Source organism: Olivibacter sitiensis DSM 17696 (assembly GCF_000427965.1).
Taxonomy (GTDB): Bacteria; Bacteroidota; Bacteroidia; order Sphingobacteriales; family Sphingobacteriaceae; genus Olivibacter; species Olivibacter sitiensis.
In genome coordinates, this window is record NZ_ATZA01000031.1 from 21,767 (window position 1) to 39,755 (window position 17,989).

Here is a 17,989-nt window from a genome sequence, read left to right on the forward strand (position 1 = left end):
TGAGGGCAAACAAAGGATAAACTTAACGATATTCCTGTAATTATTCCCAAAATTTTTTCTTTAATTTACCGAATAATACCATTCGTTCAACTTAACAACATGAATCAAAATAGACGAAATTTTCTAAAAGCAACCGGTGCATTAACGACCGGGATGCTCCTTTCCAATAGTTGGGGAGATGCATTTGCTTCCGCTCCAACGAAACTAAAAACCTTTGGCCTACAGCTATATACCCTTAGGGAAGAAATGGAAATGGACCCTCGGGCAACCCTGGCTAAAGTAGCCGAAATGGGTTATAAACAAATTGAAGGATACGAAGGCAAGCAAGGTATTTTTTGGGGAATGACAAACAAAGAATATGGTGCTTATTTGAAAAGCCTTGGGCTCACTCCGCTGTCGTCGCACTGTGATGTTGACAACTACCTAGGCATGAAGGCCGAAGATGCCGCCGCCATAGGAATGAAGTACCTCATATGCCCATGGATAGGGCCTCAAAAGAAATTGGAAGACTATAAATGGAAAGCCAGGTTGTTCAACGAATATGGTCGCATATGCAAGCAAGCAGGCATTCGTTTTGCCTATCACAACCACGACTACACCTTTAAGGAGCAGTCCGGCAAATTTCCTCAAGATATACTGATGCAAGAAACCGATCCTGAACTGGTAGATTTCGAAATGGACATCTATTGGGTGGTAGATGCCGGTCAAGACCCACTGGAGTGGCTTGCAAGGTATCCAAAGAGATTCCGTTTATGCCACGTGAAAGATCGGGGCCTTAGCAAACTAGAGGAAGGAAAGCATGTATCTACTCCAGTGGGGGAAGGAAAGATCGATTTCCCTTCTTTGCTGAAAACAGCAAAAGGCCTGGGCATGCAATACAATATTGTGGAACAGGAAGAGTACGAAGAGTCGTCTCCTTTGCAGGATGCTGAAACCAGTGCCGCATACATGAAGAAACTTTCTTTGTAAATTCATTTTTTGGGGGTGATTTTGAGCGAACTTCACCTCCATCCATTTACCTTTACTCCAGAATCAACTCCAATACCGGTATCTCTACATTGGGCTTCACAATGGGCAGGGTAACAATAAGGTCATTAGCCCCCGCGGTAATGGCCATATGCTCGTGGCTGCTGGCCTCGGTGCGGACAGTAAATTTCACCTCCGAACCATCGTGCAGAAACTGCGCATAGCGTACCTTTCCCCTGAACCCTGGCAAATAAAGCGTTTGGAAAGGCCACTGCAACAGGTGCACATACAGCCTTCTGGTATCGGGATTGTAGGTCAACAGGCAATTGTCCGGTTTCTGAAACTCCGATGGCGCTGCCGTGCACCCATAGATGGATCTGTCATTGTATTTCATCCAGCGTCCGATGCCTTCCAATCGTTCCTGTGCCCTGTCATCTATATACCCCCTAGCGGTAGGTCCCACATTCAGCAATAGGTTGCCTCCTTTACTTACCACCTCTATCAACATAGCAATGAGCTGATTGGTACTTTTCCAGGTATTCTCGTCCCTGTTATAGCCCCATGATCCCGAAAATGTTTGGCAAGTTTCCCAGGGCACTTTCTGGCCGTCTATCTCTGGCCATGACTGCGGCATGAACTGCTCTGGCGTGCGGTAGTCCCACCCCCAACCTGCATCGAGCCCAAGGCGGTCGTTCACGATGATATCAGGCTGCAATTGCCTCACTAGCTTCAGCAAACCTTCACTGTCCCAGTCCTCGTGCCCTTTGCCATCTTTACCGGGATAGGAGAAATCGAAGAACAACATATCTATCTTGCCATAATTCGTCAGCAGTTCCCGCACCTGATCTTTCATGAACTGGCGGTATTTGGCCATATCGCGGTGGGCATTCGAGGCCCTTGCCTCTTGGTTGTTGCGCATGGCATGCGTACCGTCTACCGTAAAGTCCGGATGGTGCCAATCAATCAACGAATAGTAAAAGCCCACTTTTAGGCCAGCATTGCGACAAGCTTCTACAAAAGGCTTGATAAGATCGCGTTTGGCAGGCGTATTGGTTGCCTTGAAATCGCTGAACTTGGTATCCCACAGGCTGAATCCCTCGTGATGGCGCGTAGTAATGACGGCATACTTCATCCCAGCTTCTTTCGCTTTCGCGGCCCATTCCTCTGGATGGTAAAGATCGGGGTCAAATAGATTGAAATAACGTTTTTCGTAATCCTCTGTACTGATTTGCTCGCGCTGCTGCACCCATTCATGCCGAGCTGGAACCGAATACAAGCCCCAGTGTATGAACAGGCCAAAACGATCGTTCCTCCACCATTCCATTCTCTTTTCCTTGGCCTCTGGAGTTTCCCTGGCCCAAGCGGGGCTCGCTTCCTGCGCCGACAGTTTCGCGAGCGAAAGCATGAACATAAGAAACAGTAAACTTCTCATCATCATTTAGTCAAACTTAGATAAATTCCTTTTGATAAGCAATGTAATTGTGTGGTATATAAAAGGAATTTGTCGATCTATCCTCTGCCATTGAATTTTTTCATAGAGGAAATTGCTTAATAAAAAGAGGTATCCAATTGGCTGTGTGCAGATGGATACCTCCTAATTTAATATATCAGAAAGTAATTACTTCTTCGCTTCTTCCATTAGCGGAATGCTGAACATATTGCTCACCCTGTTATCAGGAGTCACTACGATATAATTCAACACCGGTGCATATTTCATTTTATCATGATACCAAGGTAGTTCGATGGCGCCTCCATCGTAAAGAGCGGAAGTTAAATCAGCCTTATACCCATCTACGGTATAATAGATCTTGCTATTAGCGACAAATGGCTTTAAGGTGATGGTCTTTCTACCATTGCTGGCCTTTCCGAAAGATACCGCAGCTTCGGGTATGCGATACAGATAACCAAGTGTCTCCAGTTCCTGCAAACGCTTTGGCAAGCGCTTCTGGCTAAAATCCGTATAGTCTTTTGCACTATTGGAAGTCCAAGCCACCTCTGCCAAGGCCAAGGCCCTTGGGAAAAGCATATATTCCAGGTGATTGGCGGTAGTGATGTATTCCGTCCAAAGATTGGCTTGCACACCTAAGATATGCTTTTGCTGATCTGCCGATAGCGAATCAGGGCGGGGATGGTAGCTATATACCTTTTCCAAAGGTAAAAACCCTCCAATGGACACAGGTTCGTCCGCTTGGTCCTTGGACTGCTTGTGGTCCAAATAAAGATGGCTGTTTGGCGTCATGATGACGTCGTGGTTTTGCCTGGCGGCTGCTATGCCCCCTGCTTCGCCTCTCCAACTCATCACCGTAGCGTTAGGGGCCAAACCACCTTCCAATATCTCGTCCCAGCCCACCAAACGGCGACCATGGGCGTTCAAGAATTTCTCTATGTGCCTGATGAAATAACTTTGAAGGCCGTGTTCGTCTTCCAGTTTATGTTTTTTTATCAGCTTCTGTGCCAGATCTGACGTTTTCCAGTGTTCCTTTGGCACTTCATCGCCGCCGATATGGATGTACTCGCTCGGGAAGATATCCATTACCTCGGTAAGCACGTCTTCCAGGAACTTAAAGGTCTCTTCCTTGGGTGCATAGATGAAGGGATATACGCCCCAATAGCCCGGAACTTGGTAAGTGGTATCGCGGTTGCCCAATTCCGGATAGGCTGCCAAAGCAGCTGTACTGTGGCCGGGCAGCTCTATTTCGGGCATAATGGTAATGTGCCTGTCGGCCGCATATTTCACCAGTTCGCGCGCTTCATCTTGCGTATAATAACCTCCATGTTTTTTACCATCGTAGACAAAGGGCTTATTGTCATAATGGAAGCCGATAATGGAAGAGTCCCTAAAAGACGAAATCTGCGTCAATTTCGGGTATTTCTTAATCTCCAATCTCCACCCCTGATCTTCCGTCAAATGCCAATGCAGCCGATTGAACTTCAGATAGGCCATCATATCCACAATTTTCTTCAACTCCGCCAGGGGGAAAAAATGCCGAGATACGTCCAGCATAAGGCCTCTATAGCCAAATTCGGGCTTATCGTCAATGCTCAGGGCAGGCACCGCCAAGGTGCCGTCCTGTTCTTCAATGGCCTGCAAGAGGGATTGTAAGGCATAAAAAACGCCAGCGTTTCCCCCCTTTATATCCACGGACGATGGACTAACCTTTAGGCTATAGGCCTCATCGGTGTTTTGGCTATCGTCCAGCACGATGCTGCTACCCACTACGTCAAAAAAACTGACGGGCAAGGTGAAACCATATCTATTGGAAAGAAAAACATTGAAAAGTTCGGCATTTTTGCGAGCAGCGGGTGTCTTGGCAACCAATGGCACGGAAGGAGATAGCAGAAACTTTCCTTCGCTCAATTGCATGGATGCCGGTTTGGGAATGATACTTACTTCTCTTGTCTGGGCAAATGCCCCACTAAGCCCGCTAAAAGCAAGCAACAAAATCAGCTTTAAATCTTTAGTCATCTTTATCGGTTTTGTGTTTTGCCTATAAATATATATAATTATTTCATTGAAAATCAACCCCAAACAAAACAAATCGGCCATAAAAAATCAGGATAAATTCTGTTTTAAAAAGTAATTTAACGCTTCTTCTTAGGCCAAGAACGGCTTACTGATTGAAACACAAAACAAATAGTTCCCGCATGCGGACATCCTACAACAGCGACAAGGGTATCCTTTTAAAAAGTACTATTTGGAAAATAAGCTATCTCCTTTTCTTAGCTGCCGCTGATCTACAGCGTCTTCTATAATGGTCTTGAGCTGAGCTTCGCTGGACTGCAGCAGCTTTACCAGAACAAACTGTGCGCGGGCGCGTTGCAAGTTGTGCTTTTCGAAAGCGACCTTATAGTAGACATCACCATTTAAATAGTCCGTCAAAAAACGTACTCCCATGATAAACGGCAACAACAACACTCCTTCCAGCAGGGAACGCTTTTCCCACTCGGTTAATTTGTCGGCCGTATATTCAAGAAATCCTTTCGCAAAAGCGTCAAACAGCGATAGGTTGAGTCCGATCTTCGAGTGATCCGCTTCGTCTTCTGCCGCCGTATTGATAATAGTCCGCACGGCATCCCCAAAATCATAGGCCACATAACCGGGCATGACCGTATCCAAATCTACTATACACTGTACTTTATCTTCCTGATCGAGCAATACGTTGTTAAACTTGGTGTCATTATGCGTGATACGCAGCGGCAGCATACCCTCCCTTCCCCATTTCACAACCGTAAGCATGCTGTCCAAATGCGTATCGACAAATGTCAACTCCTCCTCTACCTCCGCCAAGCGGCCGTCGCGATTGGCCGATATGGCATCTTGCAACTGCTGGTATCGAAATTCCAGGTTATGAAAATTGGGAATGACATCGAGCAAAAGGGAGCTATCGAGGTCGACAAGCATGGACTGGAATTCGCCAAAGGCTTTTCCTCCTTCATAGGCCTGCTTTTCATTTTCTACTATTTCATAGGACTTGGTGCCATCTATAAAGTAGTACAGCCGCCAATAGTCGCCGTCGACACTCTTTATGCTGAAGGAGCCATCCTGCGCAGGAATGGGGGTCAACACCTTTCTGGTGATTTCCATTTTGCTATAGCCTTGCTCCTCTAGCTTTTGCCTCAAATGGTTGGTGACGATGTATATATTCTGGGTGACGGCGCCAATATCCTGAAAGACGTGGTGATTGATTCGTTGCAATAAAAAATTGGGACTTGAGGTATTTTCAGTTTCCACAAAAAACGTATCATTGATATGTCCATTACCAAAAGATCTAACGGCAACTACCTTCTCATTTACCTCAAAGCAATTGAAAATATCCAACGCTTTGCTTAGTCCATCAATACTTCTATTCATTTGTCTGTCCACTCAACAAGTATACTATGGATATCCTATACTTCCAAGCAAAAGGATAACGCAAACGTTTGCCTAAATTTTGCATACTGTCAAAAACATTAGCGCTTATTGAATTTTATTTTCATCTCCACTTTATTTGTTGCCGTTCCCACGAACCATTTCGGTCCATTTGTTACGATCGATACTGCACGTTTGTTCAACTGCTCATTTGCCCCGTTCGCTATGCGAATGTGCTTGGGGGTACCATCCTCGTCTACCTGAAACGTCAACACAATAGTGGCTTCATCCCCTTCCGTAAGAGCTTCCGCCTGCAAATAGGTTCTGTAGGCATCCCAACCTATAACCGGTTCTGGCTTTTTGGTGGGGTTCCTCGGCTTCTGGTCCGTCTGTATGCCCGCCACTCGTCCAGAAATCAACGTTTCTACAGTATCAATGGAAGCTTTTGCGGCTACAAGTTCATTGAGTCTGGCACTCGAAGGTTGCATGGCTATCATCACACTGTCAGTGCCAACAACAGCACTTGCTTGTTCATACCCTATATACCGTATGTTCAAGGTATCGCGCCTTGAGATAGGCATAGAAAAACGGCCTTCGCCATCGGTACTGGCCGATCGCAGGTCATGAAGGGACTGCACGGTAGCGCCAGCCAGAGGCTCTTTTGTCACCTTGTCTACCACTAGGCCTTTCACTAGCAAGGGAGTTTCTGCCACTGGCATAGCGCGTATTGCGGCACTTCTAGCCCCCCTAACTGCCAATAGATTGCTCATGGTATCCCTTCTCTTGCTCGGGCTAATCGATATTTCGCTCAGCTCTTCGTTCCTATCGTTTTTGTGAACGGTGGTCGGCGCTTGGGCAATTTGGATTGACTGGCTCTCGGCCTTTGCCTTCTCGCTCCCTCTGTCGTCCGTTGACCGCTCAACTGTTGATTTGGGTTTGCTCGGTCGTTTTTTCAGCTCTGCCACAGCTGGTGGCGAATCTACATATGCTACTGGGCTATCTAGCTCAGGGATTTTGTCTTCGGTCACCTCGCTGCTGACGATGAGTTTCTTCTCCTGTGGCATTTGCCATAGCCATAAGCTGCCCGCCGCAAGCAACAATAAGATGGCGGCGGCCATGGCAGAAAACTTCCAGTAACTGCGTTTCTTTCTCTGGCCCTGCTTTACACGTCGATCTATTTGCCGTTCAATGGCCAATAGGTTGGCCTTATGCGTTGTCTCGGTGGCACTTTCCATGCCCATCAACAAATCCATCAATAACGGATCATCTTGCGCCTGTCGTTCCAGCTCATACATGGCACGAGCATCTAGCTCGCCATTGAGATATTTCCTGATATACGATATGTCTGGCCTATTAGTCTTCACGATGCTTCTCCATACAGATTTTCAAATTTCGCTTGCCATTCTGGATATAACTTTTCACCTCTTTCATGCTATACCCCGTCATTTCCACTATTTCCTTATAACACTTCCCGTTCAAGAAGAACAAGTCCACGCTATCCCGCTGTTCCTTGGAGAGCTTTTCCATGCACCGCTCCAAGGCACTCAACGAGCGTTCTTTTTCCAGTGGATCGTTAGGATGCTCCTGCAGCGGAAATTCCACAAATTCATCCATCCCTACCATCGGCATCTTCTTCTCCGAGCGCAGCTGCATGAGGCAGTGGTTGCGACTGAGCACGTACAGCCAGGTGGCAAAACGCTTGATCTCCTGCTTGTGCACCTTCACAATCAGCTCTTCAAAGATTTGCATGGTGGCGTCCTTGCTGCGCTCTCCATCCTGCAAATAGCGGAAACACACGTAGTACACCATCTCGGCATGCCTGGCAAACAATTCACCCAAGAAAGACAGATCGTCGGTTTGACGATACCGCTCCAGTAGGGCATCGTCATCCAGCTCATCGGATTTCTTGGAATGTTTGAACCAATTCATACGCGGCTCAAATTAATTTTTTTTTATCGCTTATGGAAATTTCTTAAGGGATGCATCCTTCGTCAAAATTTAATATATGAAAACGACATTTTTTATTTGCTTAACGTTTCTAGGCCTAGCGGGCTTTAGGAACCACATGGGCCGCACCATTAGCGGCACGGTCTACAGTGCCGAAGACAAACGGCCTTTGCCAGGCGTATCGGTTTCAATAACAGGCACCAGCATCGCCACCCATACCGACAAAAACGGTCGCTACAGCATCATCGTAAACGACAACCACCATCAACTTACCTTCACGATGATAGGCTATGATACCCAGCAGGTGAAACTGAGCAAGAAAGCAACCATGGATATATGGATGAACGCCAGTGCAGCAAAATTGGAGGAGGTCTTGCATGCAGATCGCGAGGCATTCAAAATGGCCAGTCCGCTCATAGCATCTGCCACCCTTGCTGGAAGAGTAAACGGGGTAATGATACGTGGCAGATCTTATCTTCCCAACACCGAATCGTACAAGGGCTTTACCGACAACGGGTTCATCAACCCATTGAACGAAGCGCTTTCGACCTTGGCGGTAGACGTAGATGGAGCATCTTATAGCAATGTGCGCCGTTTTCTCCAAAACGGCCAACTGCCTCCTGCAGATGCCGTGCGGATAGAGGAAATGATCAATTACTTCCAATACCAACTGCCTAGTCCTACAAATGGCGATCCCGTAGCCATCCATACGGAGCTTGCCACCGCTCCATGGAACCCAAAGCATCAATTGCTGCGCATCGGCCTCAAGGCCAAATCAGTACCTACGGACAAGCTGCCCCCATCGAACTTGGTATTCTTGATAGACGTATCTGGATCCATGAACGGCCATAACAGGTTGCCACTTGTAAAAACTTCATTGAAAGTACTGGTCGATCAATTGCGGGAAAATGATAACGTGGCTATCGTAACCTATGCTGGGGAGGCAGGCATCGCATTGGAAAGTACCTCTGGCAAGCAGAAAGGAAAGATAAAAGACGCTATCGACGCATTGGAAGCGAGTGGTGCCACAGCCGGCGGTGCCGGCATTCAATTGGCCTACAGCATCGCCAAGCAAAATTTCATCAAGGGCGGCAACAACCGCATCATCCTTGCCTCAGACGGCGATTTTAACGTGGGCCCATCCAGCGACGAGGACATGGAGCGATTGATCAGCAAGGAAAGGCAAAGCGGTATCAGCCTCTCTGTATTCGGCTTTGGCATGGGCAATTTGAAAGATAGCAAAATGGAGACCCTGGCAAATAAAGGACATGGCAACTATGCCTATATCGATAATATCTCCGAGGCCAGAAAGGCGGTGGTTACCGAGTTTGGAGGAACGCTATTTACCGTTGCCAAGGACGTGAAATTGCAGATAGAATTTAATCCGGCCAAAGTACAGGCCTATCGCCTATTGGGATATGAGAACCGCTTATTGGAGAAAGAAGACTTCAACAACGACAACAAACTGGGCGGCGACATGGGTGTAGGACACACCGTTACCGCCCTCTATGAGATTATTCCAGTAGGGGTCAAAGATTCATATGTAGGCAATGTCGATCCGCTGAAATACCAGCAGGTGCCCACACAACCTACTGTCGGCAATTCCAATGAAATAGCTACGGTAAAATTCAGGTTTAAAGATCCCGACAGCGAGAAAAGCAAGATGAAGCAAACGATAGTCAGTAGCAAGCCCATACTTCTAGCGGATGCATCCGATGATTTTCGTTTTGCTACTGCCGTAGCCGAGCTGGGTATGCTCCTAAGAGATTCTGAATATAAGCAACAGGCAAGCTTCGATAAACTCATAAGTCGGGCAAAACAGGCAAAGGGAACCGACGATGAAGGCTATAGGGCAGAGTTTATCCGCCTAGCGGAGAACGCGAAAATGCTACAGTAGTACGTAGGTCAAAAGACTCGCATATCCAGATGGTGCAACGGCGTACCCACTGGATATGCGGTTCTCTTACTAGTATTTCTTCTTACCTTACCTTTCTGTACATCTCCCCTTCACTTCTCCGCCAATGCGTCACTGGAGAGCAATAGGTCGACGGAAATAACCGGGGTTCCCGCTGGCATAATGGGATAGGCATGCTCCTTGTGCTTAGAAACCAATAGTGCATTTTCCAAAGGAACATCGTTGGCCTTCAATGCAAACTCTACGGGGCTGTGATAGCCCTGAACATATAATTCGTCATAAAAATAGACTTTCAATGATTGGTCCACACCTTGCCAGTCCAGGTGCTTCACTTTATTGAGCTGTTCCAGTGGATTGCCCTTTGTGAGCAATATGATTTTCTTTCCGGCAGCTACGGCCTCTTGCAAAAAGGTCAGCATATCCTTAAACAAGTAAAGCCGCAAAGGAAGCTGCGCATGAACGTGCATACGCCTAAACTGTTCCCTGTATTTTTCATCGATGACAAAGGTTTGGGCAGCTCGCTCAAACAGGCCCTCTTCACCATGGTATTGATAAGCCGTTTTGAGAAAATTGGTCAATTCTCCTGCAGGGGGAACAGTTTCTGTATATTCCAGCAGATTGGCAAAGAGGTAATACACCTGCAAGAGGTAATCTTTCTTTGGAAACAACACGTCATCCAGCTCAAAAACAAAGGCATCATACTGTGCACCCAGATCTTCAAAAGTTAGCATCATCTCATCCATTTTATAATAGTCCTACCAACAAAGCCTCTTCGCCACTATCAGAAATGACAAAAGGCCCACTATAAGCTATCAGTTCGCTATATACCTCATTATTAAAGAAATTTTTGCCATTCAGAAGGATTTCTACCGGCAAGGCTTTGTCTGGATTGTCCAAAAAAGAAACCTCATTTAGCAATCCTTTAGCTGGCACCAAAAGCGTAATGCCATATTCCGCAAATAGCTGCTTGGATTCCGCCAGTGCTTGCATCTCCGTCCTTCTAAGCGGCAAAAGGTAATCTATATTTTCGTCCAGGCACAGGCTCAAAATTTCATGTGCAAAAGTAGGCGCTACCCCATAGGGGATAAACTTGTACTTTCCACCTTGCAGGAGCACCCTGGGTATATCATGGCAGTCTGCATATATAACCGCTATATCCGTCTCTTGCTGTATGCGCTTGGCCAACCTCAGAGCGAAGGGTTCCAGGCCAGCCGTTATCATTAACCTTGCCATTTCTTCAATCAAGCACTATCAATCCATCTTTCATTAAAACCGTCCTATCCGAAATTCGGGCCAGTTCCTCGTTATGTGTGACTATCACAAAAGTCTGGTGGAGCTTGTCGCGCAGATCAACAAACAGCTGATGCAATGCTGCCGCATTTTCAGAGTCGAGATTGCCAGAGGGTTCATCTGCCAGTACAATAGCAGGATTGTTCATTAAGGCTCGGGCAATAGCTACACGTTGCTGCTCGCCACCAGAAAGTGCCTCGGGCTTGTGGGATGCGCGCTGTTCCACCCCCAATAGGGTAAGCAGTTCCATGGCCCGCACTTCCGTTTCCTTTTTAGATTTGCCCGCAATGAAGGCGGGCATGCAGACATTTTCCACAGCCGTGAACTCGGGCAACAGGTGGTGAAACTGAAAGATGAAACCGATATGTTTATTCCTGAAGTCGCTCAACTCTTTTGCATCCATGCGATGGATATCCTTGCCATTCACTACTACCTTTCCTGCATCTGCCTTATCCAAGGCACCAATGATATGCAGCAAGGTGCTCTTTCCTGCGCCAGACGCTCCAACGATGCTCACGATCTCGCCTTGTTTTACCTCGAAATCTACTCCTTTGAGGATCTCAAGCTTGCCATAAGACTTATGTAGCCCCTTTACACTTAACATGGCCGCTAATATAATTCATTTCCCTGCACTATTCAAACCAAGTCAAAAGATCCTCTGGCAACAGGTTTTCCTTTTCCTGGCCCGATATGTCGCGCACAATCTTCCCTTCGCTCATCAGGATGAGTCTATTACCGTATTTCAGGGCGTCCTTCATATTGTGCGTCACCAACATGGCCGTCAGTTGATTGTCCCGTATTATGTTGGAAGTTATTTCCATGATCTTTTTAGATGTTCGGGGATCTAGGGCGGCGGTCGGTTCATCCAACAGCAACACGCGAACCTCATCCATGGTCATCATCAGCAAGCTCAGCGCCTGCCTTTGCCCACCACTCAATAGGCTAATGGGCGTATCCAACTTGTTCTCCAGTCCCATGTTCAGTTTCGCGATGTACTTGGCCACCCTTTCCCTAAACGATGCATCCAAACCTATTCGCATGGTTTTGGCTTGTGTGCGCACTGCTGCTAAGCGAAAATTCTCTACCACGGACAATTGCGGGGAAGTACCCTGCAATGGATCTTGAAACACACGCCCAAACCACTTGCTTCGTTCATACTCTGCCAACTGATGTATGGCCCTATCATCGAACCATATCTCCCCGGCATCCAATGACAAACGGCCCGACAGGCAATTCAACAAGGTGCTCTTGCCCGACCCATTGGCGCCCAAAACGACGACAAAGTCGCCCGCTTTCAGCGTCAAATCTACTTGATCCAAGGCCTTTACCAGGTCCATTGCTCCCCTATTGAACGTTTTGATTACCTGCTTAAATTCTAACACGGTGAATAGTAAAAAGTAAAAAAAAGCTTCCCAAATGCCCATTATCTAAAAGCGCTTTCCATATACCCGTAACTGGGGAATGGATACCGCCAGCAGCACGATCAGTGCCGTGACCAATTTCAGCATAACGGGGTTTATGCCCAAGCTCAATGAAAATGCCAGTATAAGCTGGAACAGGACCATACCCGATATAACCGCCAGCAATACGAAGGCTATTCTTTTTATGCCAAACAGCAAAACAACTGACTCGGCAATCATCACCGAGCCCAAGCCCGTTATCATCACACCAATGCCCATGTTCACATCGGCAAAACCCTGAAACTGCGCTATCAGGCTGCCGCTCAGGGCGACAAGCCCATTGGCTATCGCCAAGCCTATCCATTTCATCCTGGCCGTATTGACACCCAAAGCTCTCAGCATCTGCTCATTATCGCCTGTCGCCCTCATAGCCAGACCAAAATCCGTGCGCAGCAAATAGGTCATGAACGATATCAACAAACACAGTATGCAAGTCACTATGATCAAGGTATTGCTATCAGACGTCCGAAAAACAGTTAACCAGTTGAATAGGGTACCATACTGTAGCAAAGGCACATTGGAACGACCAAGTATGCTGAGATTGACGGAATACAGGGCTGTCATTACCAATATCCCGGCCAACAGCAAATTGACCTTAATGCGATTGTGAATCCATGCGGAACATATTCCGGCGATCGCTCCCGAAAGTACCACCAAGGGGATGCACCACCATAATGACCACCCGTTTACCAAGCCGATGGCCGTAACCACGGCACCCAGGGTATAGGATCCATCGGCAGTAATATCCGGAAAACGGAACACCTTCATGGTGAGATATACGCCCAGCACTAATGGGCCCAGGCAAAGCGCCTGCAAGACGGCGGCAAGATAAAAGGACATGTTCTAAAGTAAAAAATAAAAAGTAAAAAAGACTAAGGCCGAAAACTTGCCTGACGGCAGTCAGGGACTAAAGGCTAAAGCTGTACAGACGTAATATATTACGTCTCCAAGTAATCAACCAATGACAAATCAACTAATGACCAACCAATGCCTATCAGAGTCCTTCGTAATCACTTGGAAATTGATAACCGAACTTCTCGGCAGCCTGTTTATTGTACACACGTTTCCGTTTTTGCACCAGATGCACGCCGAGCCTTTCGGTAGATTTGGTCTGTAGGTAATTCGCGGCATCTGCCCCCGACTCATAGCCCCAAGCATATATATCAGCTCCATAGGCCGCTACCGCCCCTCTTTTCACCAGCCCCTCTTCGCTAGTGAAAACAGGCACCTGCGCCTCATTGCAATTCTTTAAGATGGTCTCAAATGCCGCAAATACAGTGTTATCGGGATTGGCAAAGAAGACATCAATCCCTTTATTTAGCAAAGCTTTCACCACCAACTGTGCTTCCGCAGAACTATTGAGAGGGAGCGCTACCAAAGTCATCTCTTCTGCCTGCGCCAACCTGTTCAACCTATTATAAGCATCAACAGACTGCGGTTCTGCCTGATTATAGATCATACCAATACGTACTTTACTTTCATGTCTTGGCTTCGCCACTTGCTTGATGATGGTAAATGAAGTATCTATATAGTCGAGGTTTTCCGCTGCGCCAAACAAGTTGGCCGGAGCGTGGCCATCTCTATCGGTTATACCCAATATTTCGGGCGTGGCCGTTACCGTCATAAACACGGGCACGTCATGTACACGCTGTATCACGCCGAGGGTAGCCAAGGTCGTACTGGTGCCAATAAGATCCAACTTCTGGGAGGACATGTAGCTGACAACCTGGCTCAATATACCTTGATCGCCCTGGGCATTTCTGTACACTATCTCCAATGTTCCCTGATCTTCACTGAAGCCCTTGTCGGCAAGCGCATCAAAGAACCCCTTCCGAGCTTCGCCGATGGTCTCATCCTCAAATGCTTCCACAAAACCGACTCTTACCTTATCATTGCTTTTTTCCTTACAGGAGCCATAAAAAAAGACAGCGAAAAGCAACAATAAAAACCAAGGAGGACTAACAAAACCCTTCATTTTCTACAATTATTTCCTAAATTGAGAGTTAAATGTACAGAGCTTGGTCAACAAAAGCAAATACATCTTGGTTATTCCATTTTTGTTCTTAGTTTTACACTACTACTTGAATAAACATCATGATCAACATATCATCAAAATTACCTGCAGTCAACAATTCAATCTTTAGCATTATGTCCGCCCTCGCAACAGAGCAGAGGGCTATCAATTTATCTCAAGGTTTTCCCGATTTCAATTGCAACCCTAAGCTCATTTCCTTAGTCAACAAATACATGAAGGCAGGGAACAATCAATACGCGCCCATGCCGGGGGTGCTATCCTTCCGCGAAAAAATCGCCGAGAAAATCCAAGAACTGTATCAAGCGGAGTACCATGCGGATGAAGAGATCACTGTGACTGCCGGCGCTACTCAAGCCATTTTTACCGCCATAGCCGCTATCATACGGCCTGATGACGAAGTCATTGCTTTCGACCCATCCTATGACTGCTATGCGCCTGCCGTTGATCTTTTCGGAGGCATCATCAAGACCGTGGAGCTGAAACCGGAAAATAACTTTGCTGTAGAATGGGACAAAGTGAAGAAGCTCTTTTCGAGCAAAACGCGCATGATCATCATCAACACGCCGCAAAACCCTTGCGGAAAGTGCTTTACGGACAATGACATGCAACAATTGATAAAAATCACCCAGGGGACGGATATCATCATCCTGAGCGATGAAGTCTATGAACATATCCTATTCGACCGAAAGCACATCAGTGTGTGCCAATATCCGGAGCTTCGCGAACGTAGCTTTGTCGTTTCCTCCTTCGGAAAAACCTATCATGTAACGGGATGGAAGATAGGCTACTGCGCCGCGCCGCAACGCCTCACGCAGGAATTCAGAAAGATACACCAATATCAGGTGTTCTCCGTCAATACGCCCCTACAAATGGCTATAAATGAATTTATGAAGAATAAAGACGAACTACTGGCCCTGAACGACTTTTTCAAGGAAAAGATGGAGTTTCTCTACGAAGGCCTGAAACAGACAAAGTTCAAACCTATCAGGCCGCAAGGCACCTATTTCCTGTTGGCCGACTATAGCGCCATCAGCGATCTGGACGATATTAGCTTCACGAAAGAGGTAACGGTACAGCACAAAGTGGCAAGTATCCCACTTTCCGTATTTTATAAGAGCAAACTGGACGATCATATCATTCGGTTTTGCTTCGCAAAAAAGAAAGAGACCTTGGAAAAAGCATTGGAAAAACTTATAAAAATAGATCAACTATCGTCAACGTTATAGACGTAAAAGCGAACCGTACAAATGCAATTAATTCATTTCATATGACATTAGGGGTTATATTAAATAAAGCATTATGAAACCATTAAAAATAACCATATTTCAAGCATATCTATTCTGGGAAAACACTGAAAAAAACCTGACAAACCTAGGTTTGCGTCTTTCCAATATCAAGGAAAAAACCGATCTTATTATATTGCCGGAAATGTTCAATACGGGATTTACGATGAACGTGGAGAAATGTGCCGAGAAAATAGGTGGCCCTACGACCTACTGGATGCTGGAACAGGCAAAAAAATTCCAAGCGGTGGTCGCTGGTAGCCTCATCATCGAAGAGGACGGCAAGTATTATAACCGCTTCATATGGATGCGTCCGGATGGTACGTTCAACAAGTACGACAAACGGCACCTCTTCAGCTTGGCTAAGGAAGATGAGCTATTCACTGCCGGAAAGAAAAGAACCATTGTAGAACTGCACGGCTGGAAAATATGCCTTCAAACATGCTATGACCTGCGTTTTCCGGCCTTCAGCAGAAACTTAAATGCGGCCTACGACATCCTGCTTTATATAGCAAGTTGGCCAGATAGGCGCATTTCCCACTGGCGCGCCCTGATACCGGCCAGGGCCATAGAGAACCAAGCCATCGCCATAGGCGTAAACCGCGTGGGGTATGACGGCAATCAGGTATATCACTCTGGGTGCAGCATGTGCGTGGGGCCAGATGGCAATGTCATCTACTACAAACCCGAGGATGAAGACCTCTACACCTTTACGCTTACGGCAGACGACCTACTTACTACAAGGGAAAAATTACCTTTCCTCAAGGATGCCGATGCTTTCAAGCTAGTGGAATAGCGCTATGGAATAGAAATGCTGTAAAAAGAACGTTGAATGAGACAGGCATTATGCCCGAAACATCGATGTCTCGGATATTTACAGCATTTCTTCCTATTTAAATCACTCTCTAATCATTTCTTTTTGAATCTCCTCCAGGGATTTCCCTTTGGTCTCTGGCATGAACTTCCAAATAAAAACAAAAGACAAGCCCATCATAATGCTATAGAAAACAAAAGAATAGAAACCTCCCTGTGGACTGCTTTCCACTACTATGGGAAAAACCCACGAGATAACAGCGGCCATGATCCAGTGGGTAAAGCTCCCGAGAGAACTGCCCTGTGAGCGCACTGCATTGGGGAAAATCTCCGAGATAAACACCCAGATGACTGCTCCTTGCGAGAAAGCGAAGAAGGCAATAAAGCCTATCAGGTACAGCAACATCGCCGAATTTCCCGCAATATCTCCCCCTCTAAAGGCTTGTGCCACCAAGCCCAAAAAGACAAACATCCCTACACTTCCCACGAGCAGTAGCTTCTTTCTCCCAAACTTATCGATAATCAGCATGGCCAAACAGGTAAACAACAAGTTGGCACCGCCTATGAAAACGGGCTGCAGATAGGCTTGTTCCTTATCGAAACCCGCCATCTCAAAAATTCGCGGGGCATAGTAGAGTATGGCGTTGATGCCACTCAATTGGTTGAACATGGCCAAGATACCTGCATACAGTATGGGTTTGGTGTACTTCCGTTGAAATAAGGATTCCCTCTTCAATGGCTCTTGTCGTGACAGGTCCGATATTCTCCCTATTTCGTCTAGCTCACCCAGCCTAGCGAATACCTGCTTGGCGCGTTCTCCAAACCCCTTCATCGCTAGCCACCTCGGACTTTCAGGCACAAAACCCAATGAAACAAGGAATACAGATGCCGGAATCACCATGATGCCCAACATCCAGCGCCAAGCGTCGTCTCCCAATCCCACAAACAAGAAATTGGTGAGATAGGCCACAAATATGCCCAGAACAATCATGAACTGAAAAGACCCGGTCAGCCTGCCCCTGATCTTTGCCGGAGCGATCTCCGAAATGTAGATGGGCCCGACCACGGAGGACACCCCCACTGCCAGTCCGCCCATGAAACGGAAAAATATGAAGAGCAACCAGGCATAGGATGTGGCGCAACCAACGGCAGATAACAGGTAAAAAAGGGCGATGACCAAGAGCACTTTCTTACGTCCAAAGCGCTGTGCCGGAAAACTGGCTACCAGCGCACCGATAACGGTGCCAATGAGGCTGGCAGAAACGGTAAATCCCTGCCAGAAGGAATCGAGCACCCACAATTCTTGAATAGTCTTTTCTGCGCCCGAAATTACAGCCGTCTCAAACCCAAAAAGAAATCCGCCAAGCGAGGCAATCAAGGAGCAACGGATGGCAAAACGATGGTTTATATTGGTTTGCATTTTTTATTTTT

16 protein-coding genes are annotated in these 17,989 nt (G+C 46.8%); 4 read left to right on the forward strand and 12 right to left on the reverse strand.

The window, feature by feature from the left end:
• Window positions 1-99 precede the first annotated feature (99 nt).
• A complete protein-coding gene (locus tag A37S_RS0115280; RefSeq protein WP_028297743.1) occupies window positions 100-969 on the forward strand; it encodes a TIM barrel protein in 870 nt (289 codons plus the stop codon).
• Window positions 970-1,021: 52 nt separating this feature from the next.
• Here the strand turns inward: A37S_RS0115280 and A37S_RS0115285 are convergent, their stop codons facing one another.
• The 5 genes from A37S_RS0115285 to A37S_RS0115305 all read right to left on the reverse strand — a co-directional run bounded on the left by A37S_RS0115285 (window position 1,022) and on the right by A37S_RS0115305 (window position 7,744).
• Window positions 1,022-2,404, reverse strand: coding sequence for an alpha-L-fucosidase (locus A37S_RS0115285; RefSeq protein ID WP_028297744.1), 1,383 nt, complete (start codon window positions 2,402-2,404; stop codon window positions 1,022-1,024).
• A gap of 180 nt (window positions 2,405-2,584) precedes the next feature.
• A complete protein-coding gene (locus A37S_RS0115290; RefSeq protein ID WP_028297745.1) occupies window positions 2,585-4,432 on the reverse strand; it encodes a beta-N-acetylhexosaminidase in 1,848 nt (615 codons plus the stop codon).
• A 225-nt stretch (window positions 4,433-4,657) separates the two neighbouring features.
• Window positions 4,658-5,818, reverse strand: a complete 1,161-nt coding sequence (locus A37S_RS0115295; RefSeq protein ID WP_028297746.1) for a phosphotransferase enzyme family protein — start codon at window positions 5,816-5,818, stop codon at window positions 4,658-4,660.
• Between the two features lie 98 nt (window positions 5,819-5,916).
• Window positions 5,917-7,179: an energy transducer TonB gene (locus tag A37S_RS0115300; RefSeq protein ID WP_028297747.1), complete on the reverse strand. Its 1,263-nt coding sequence runs from the start codon at window positions 7,177-7,179 to the stop codon at window positions 5,917-5,919.
• Window positions 7,169-7,744 (reverse strand): RNA polymerase sigma factor, encoded by a 576-nt coding sequence (locus A37S_RS0115305; RefSeq protein WP_028297748.1) that lies wholly within the window; start codon window positions 7,742-7,744, stop codon window positions 7,169-7,171. The genes A37S_RS0115300 and A37S_RS0115305 overlap by 11 nt, the downstream gene beginning before the upstream one ends.
• Before the next feature lie 76 nt (window positions 7,745-7,820).
• Between A37S_RS0115305 and A37S_RS0115310 the strand changes: the two genes are divergently transcribed.
• Complete coding sequence (locus A37S_RS0115310; RefSeq protein WP_028297749.1) at window positions 7,821-9,659, forward strand: YfbK domain-containing protein; 1,839 nt, start codon at window positions 7,821-7,823, stop codon at window positions 9,657-9,659.
• 110 nt (window positions 9,660-9,769) lie between these two features.
• Here A37S_RS0115310 and A37S_RS24900 read toward each other — a convergent pair whose 3' ends face one another.
• The 6 genes from A37S_RS24900 to A37S_RS0115340 all read right to left on the reverse strand — a co-directional run bounded on the left by A37S_RS24900 (window position 9,770) and on the right by A37S_RS0115340 (window position 14,402).
• Complete coding sequence (locus tag A37S_RS24900) at window positions 9,770-10,411, reverse strand: HAD family hydrolase (RefSeq protein ID WP_157278703.1); 642 nt, start codon at window positions 10,409-10,411, stop codon at window positions 9,770-9,772.
• Window positions 10,412-10,421: 10 nt separating this feature from the next.
• Window positions 10,422-10,910: an ATP-grasp domain-containing protein gene (locus A37S_RS0115320; protein ID WP_036602756.1), complete on the reverse strand. Its 489-nt coding sequence runs from the start codon at window positions 10,908-10,910 to the stop codon at window positions 10,422-10,424.
• Window positions 10,911-10,914: 4 nt separating this feature from the next.
• Window positions 10,915-11,571, reverse strand: coding sequence for an ABC transporter ATP-binding protein (locus tag A37S_RS0115325; RefSeq protein WP_028297751.1), 657 nt, complete (start codon window positions 11,569-11,571; stop codon window positions 10,915-10,917).
• Window positions 11,572-11,599: 28 nt separating this feature from the next.
• Entirely contained in the window at window positions 11,600-12,349 is a 750-nt protein-coding gene (locus tag A37S_RS0115330) for an ABC transporter ATP-binding protein (RefSeq protein ID WP_028297752.1), read from the reverse strand.
• A 45-nt stretch (window positions 12,350-12,394) separates the two neighbouring features.
• A complete protein-coding gene (locus A37S_RS0115335) occupies window positions 12,395-13,267 on the reverse strand; it encodes an ABC transporter permease (protein WP_028297753.1) in 873 nt (290 codons plus the stop codon).
• Window positions 13,268-13,421: 154 nt separating this feature from the next.
• Window positions 13,422-14,402: an ABC transporter substrate-binding protein gene (locus A37S_RS0115340; protein ID WP_028297754.1), complete on the reverse strand. Its 981-nt coding sequence runs from the start codon at window positions 14,400-14,402 to the stop codon at window positions 13,422-13,424.
• A 119-nt stretch (window positions 14,403-14,521) separates the two neighbouring features.
• On the opposite strand from A37S_RS0115340, the gene A37S_RS0115345 reads away from it, so the two are divergent.
• Together A37S_RS0115345 and A37S_RS0115350 are read left to right on the forward strand one after the other, a co-directional pair.
• Entirely contained in the window at window positions 14,522-15,688 is a 1,167-nt protein-coding gene (locus tag A37S_RS0115345; RefSeq protein WP_028297755.1) for a methionine aminotransferase, read from the forward strand.
• A 73-nt stretch (window positions 15,689-15,761) separates the two neighbouring features.
• On the forward strand, window positions 15,762-16,541 hold the full coding sequence (locus tag A37S_RS0115350) for a nitrilase family protein (protein ID WP_028297756.1): 780 nt from the start codon (window positions 15,762-15,764) through the stop codon (window positions 16,539-16,541).
• A 102-nt stretch (window positions 16,542-16,643) separates the two neighbouring features.
• Here the strand turns inward: A37S_RS0115350 and A37S_RS0115355 are convergent, their stop codons facing one another.
• The gene (locus A37S_RS0115355; protein ID WP_051293218.1) at window positions 16,644-17,978 is read right to left on the reverse strand and encodes a sugar porter family MFS transporter; all 1,335 of its coding nucleotides are present in this window, start codon (window positions 17,976-17,978) and stop codon (window positions 16,644-16,646) included.
• Between the last annotated feature and the right edge of the window lie 11 nt (window positions 17,979-17,989).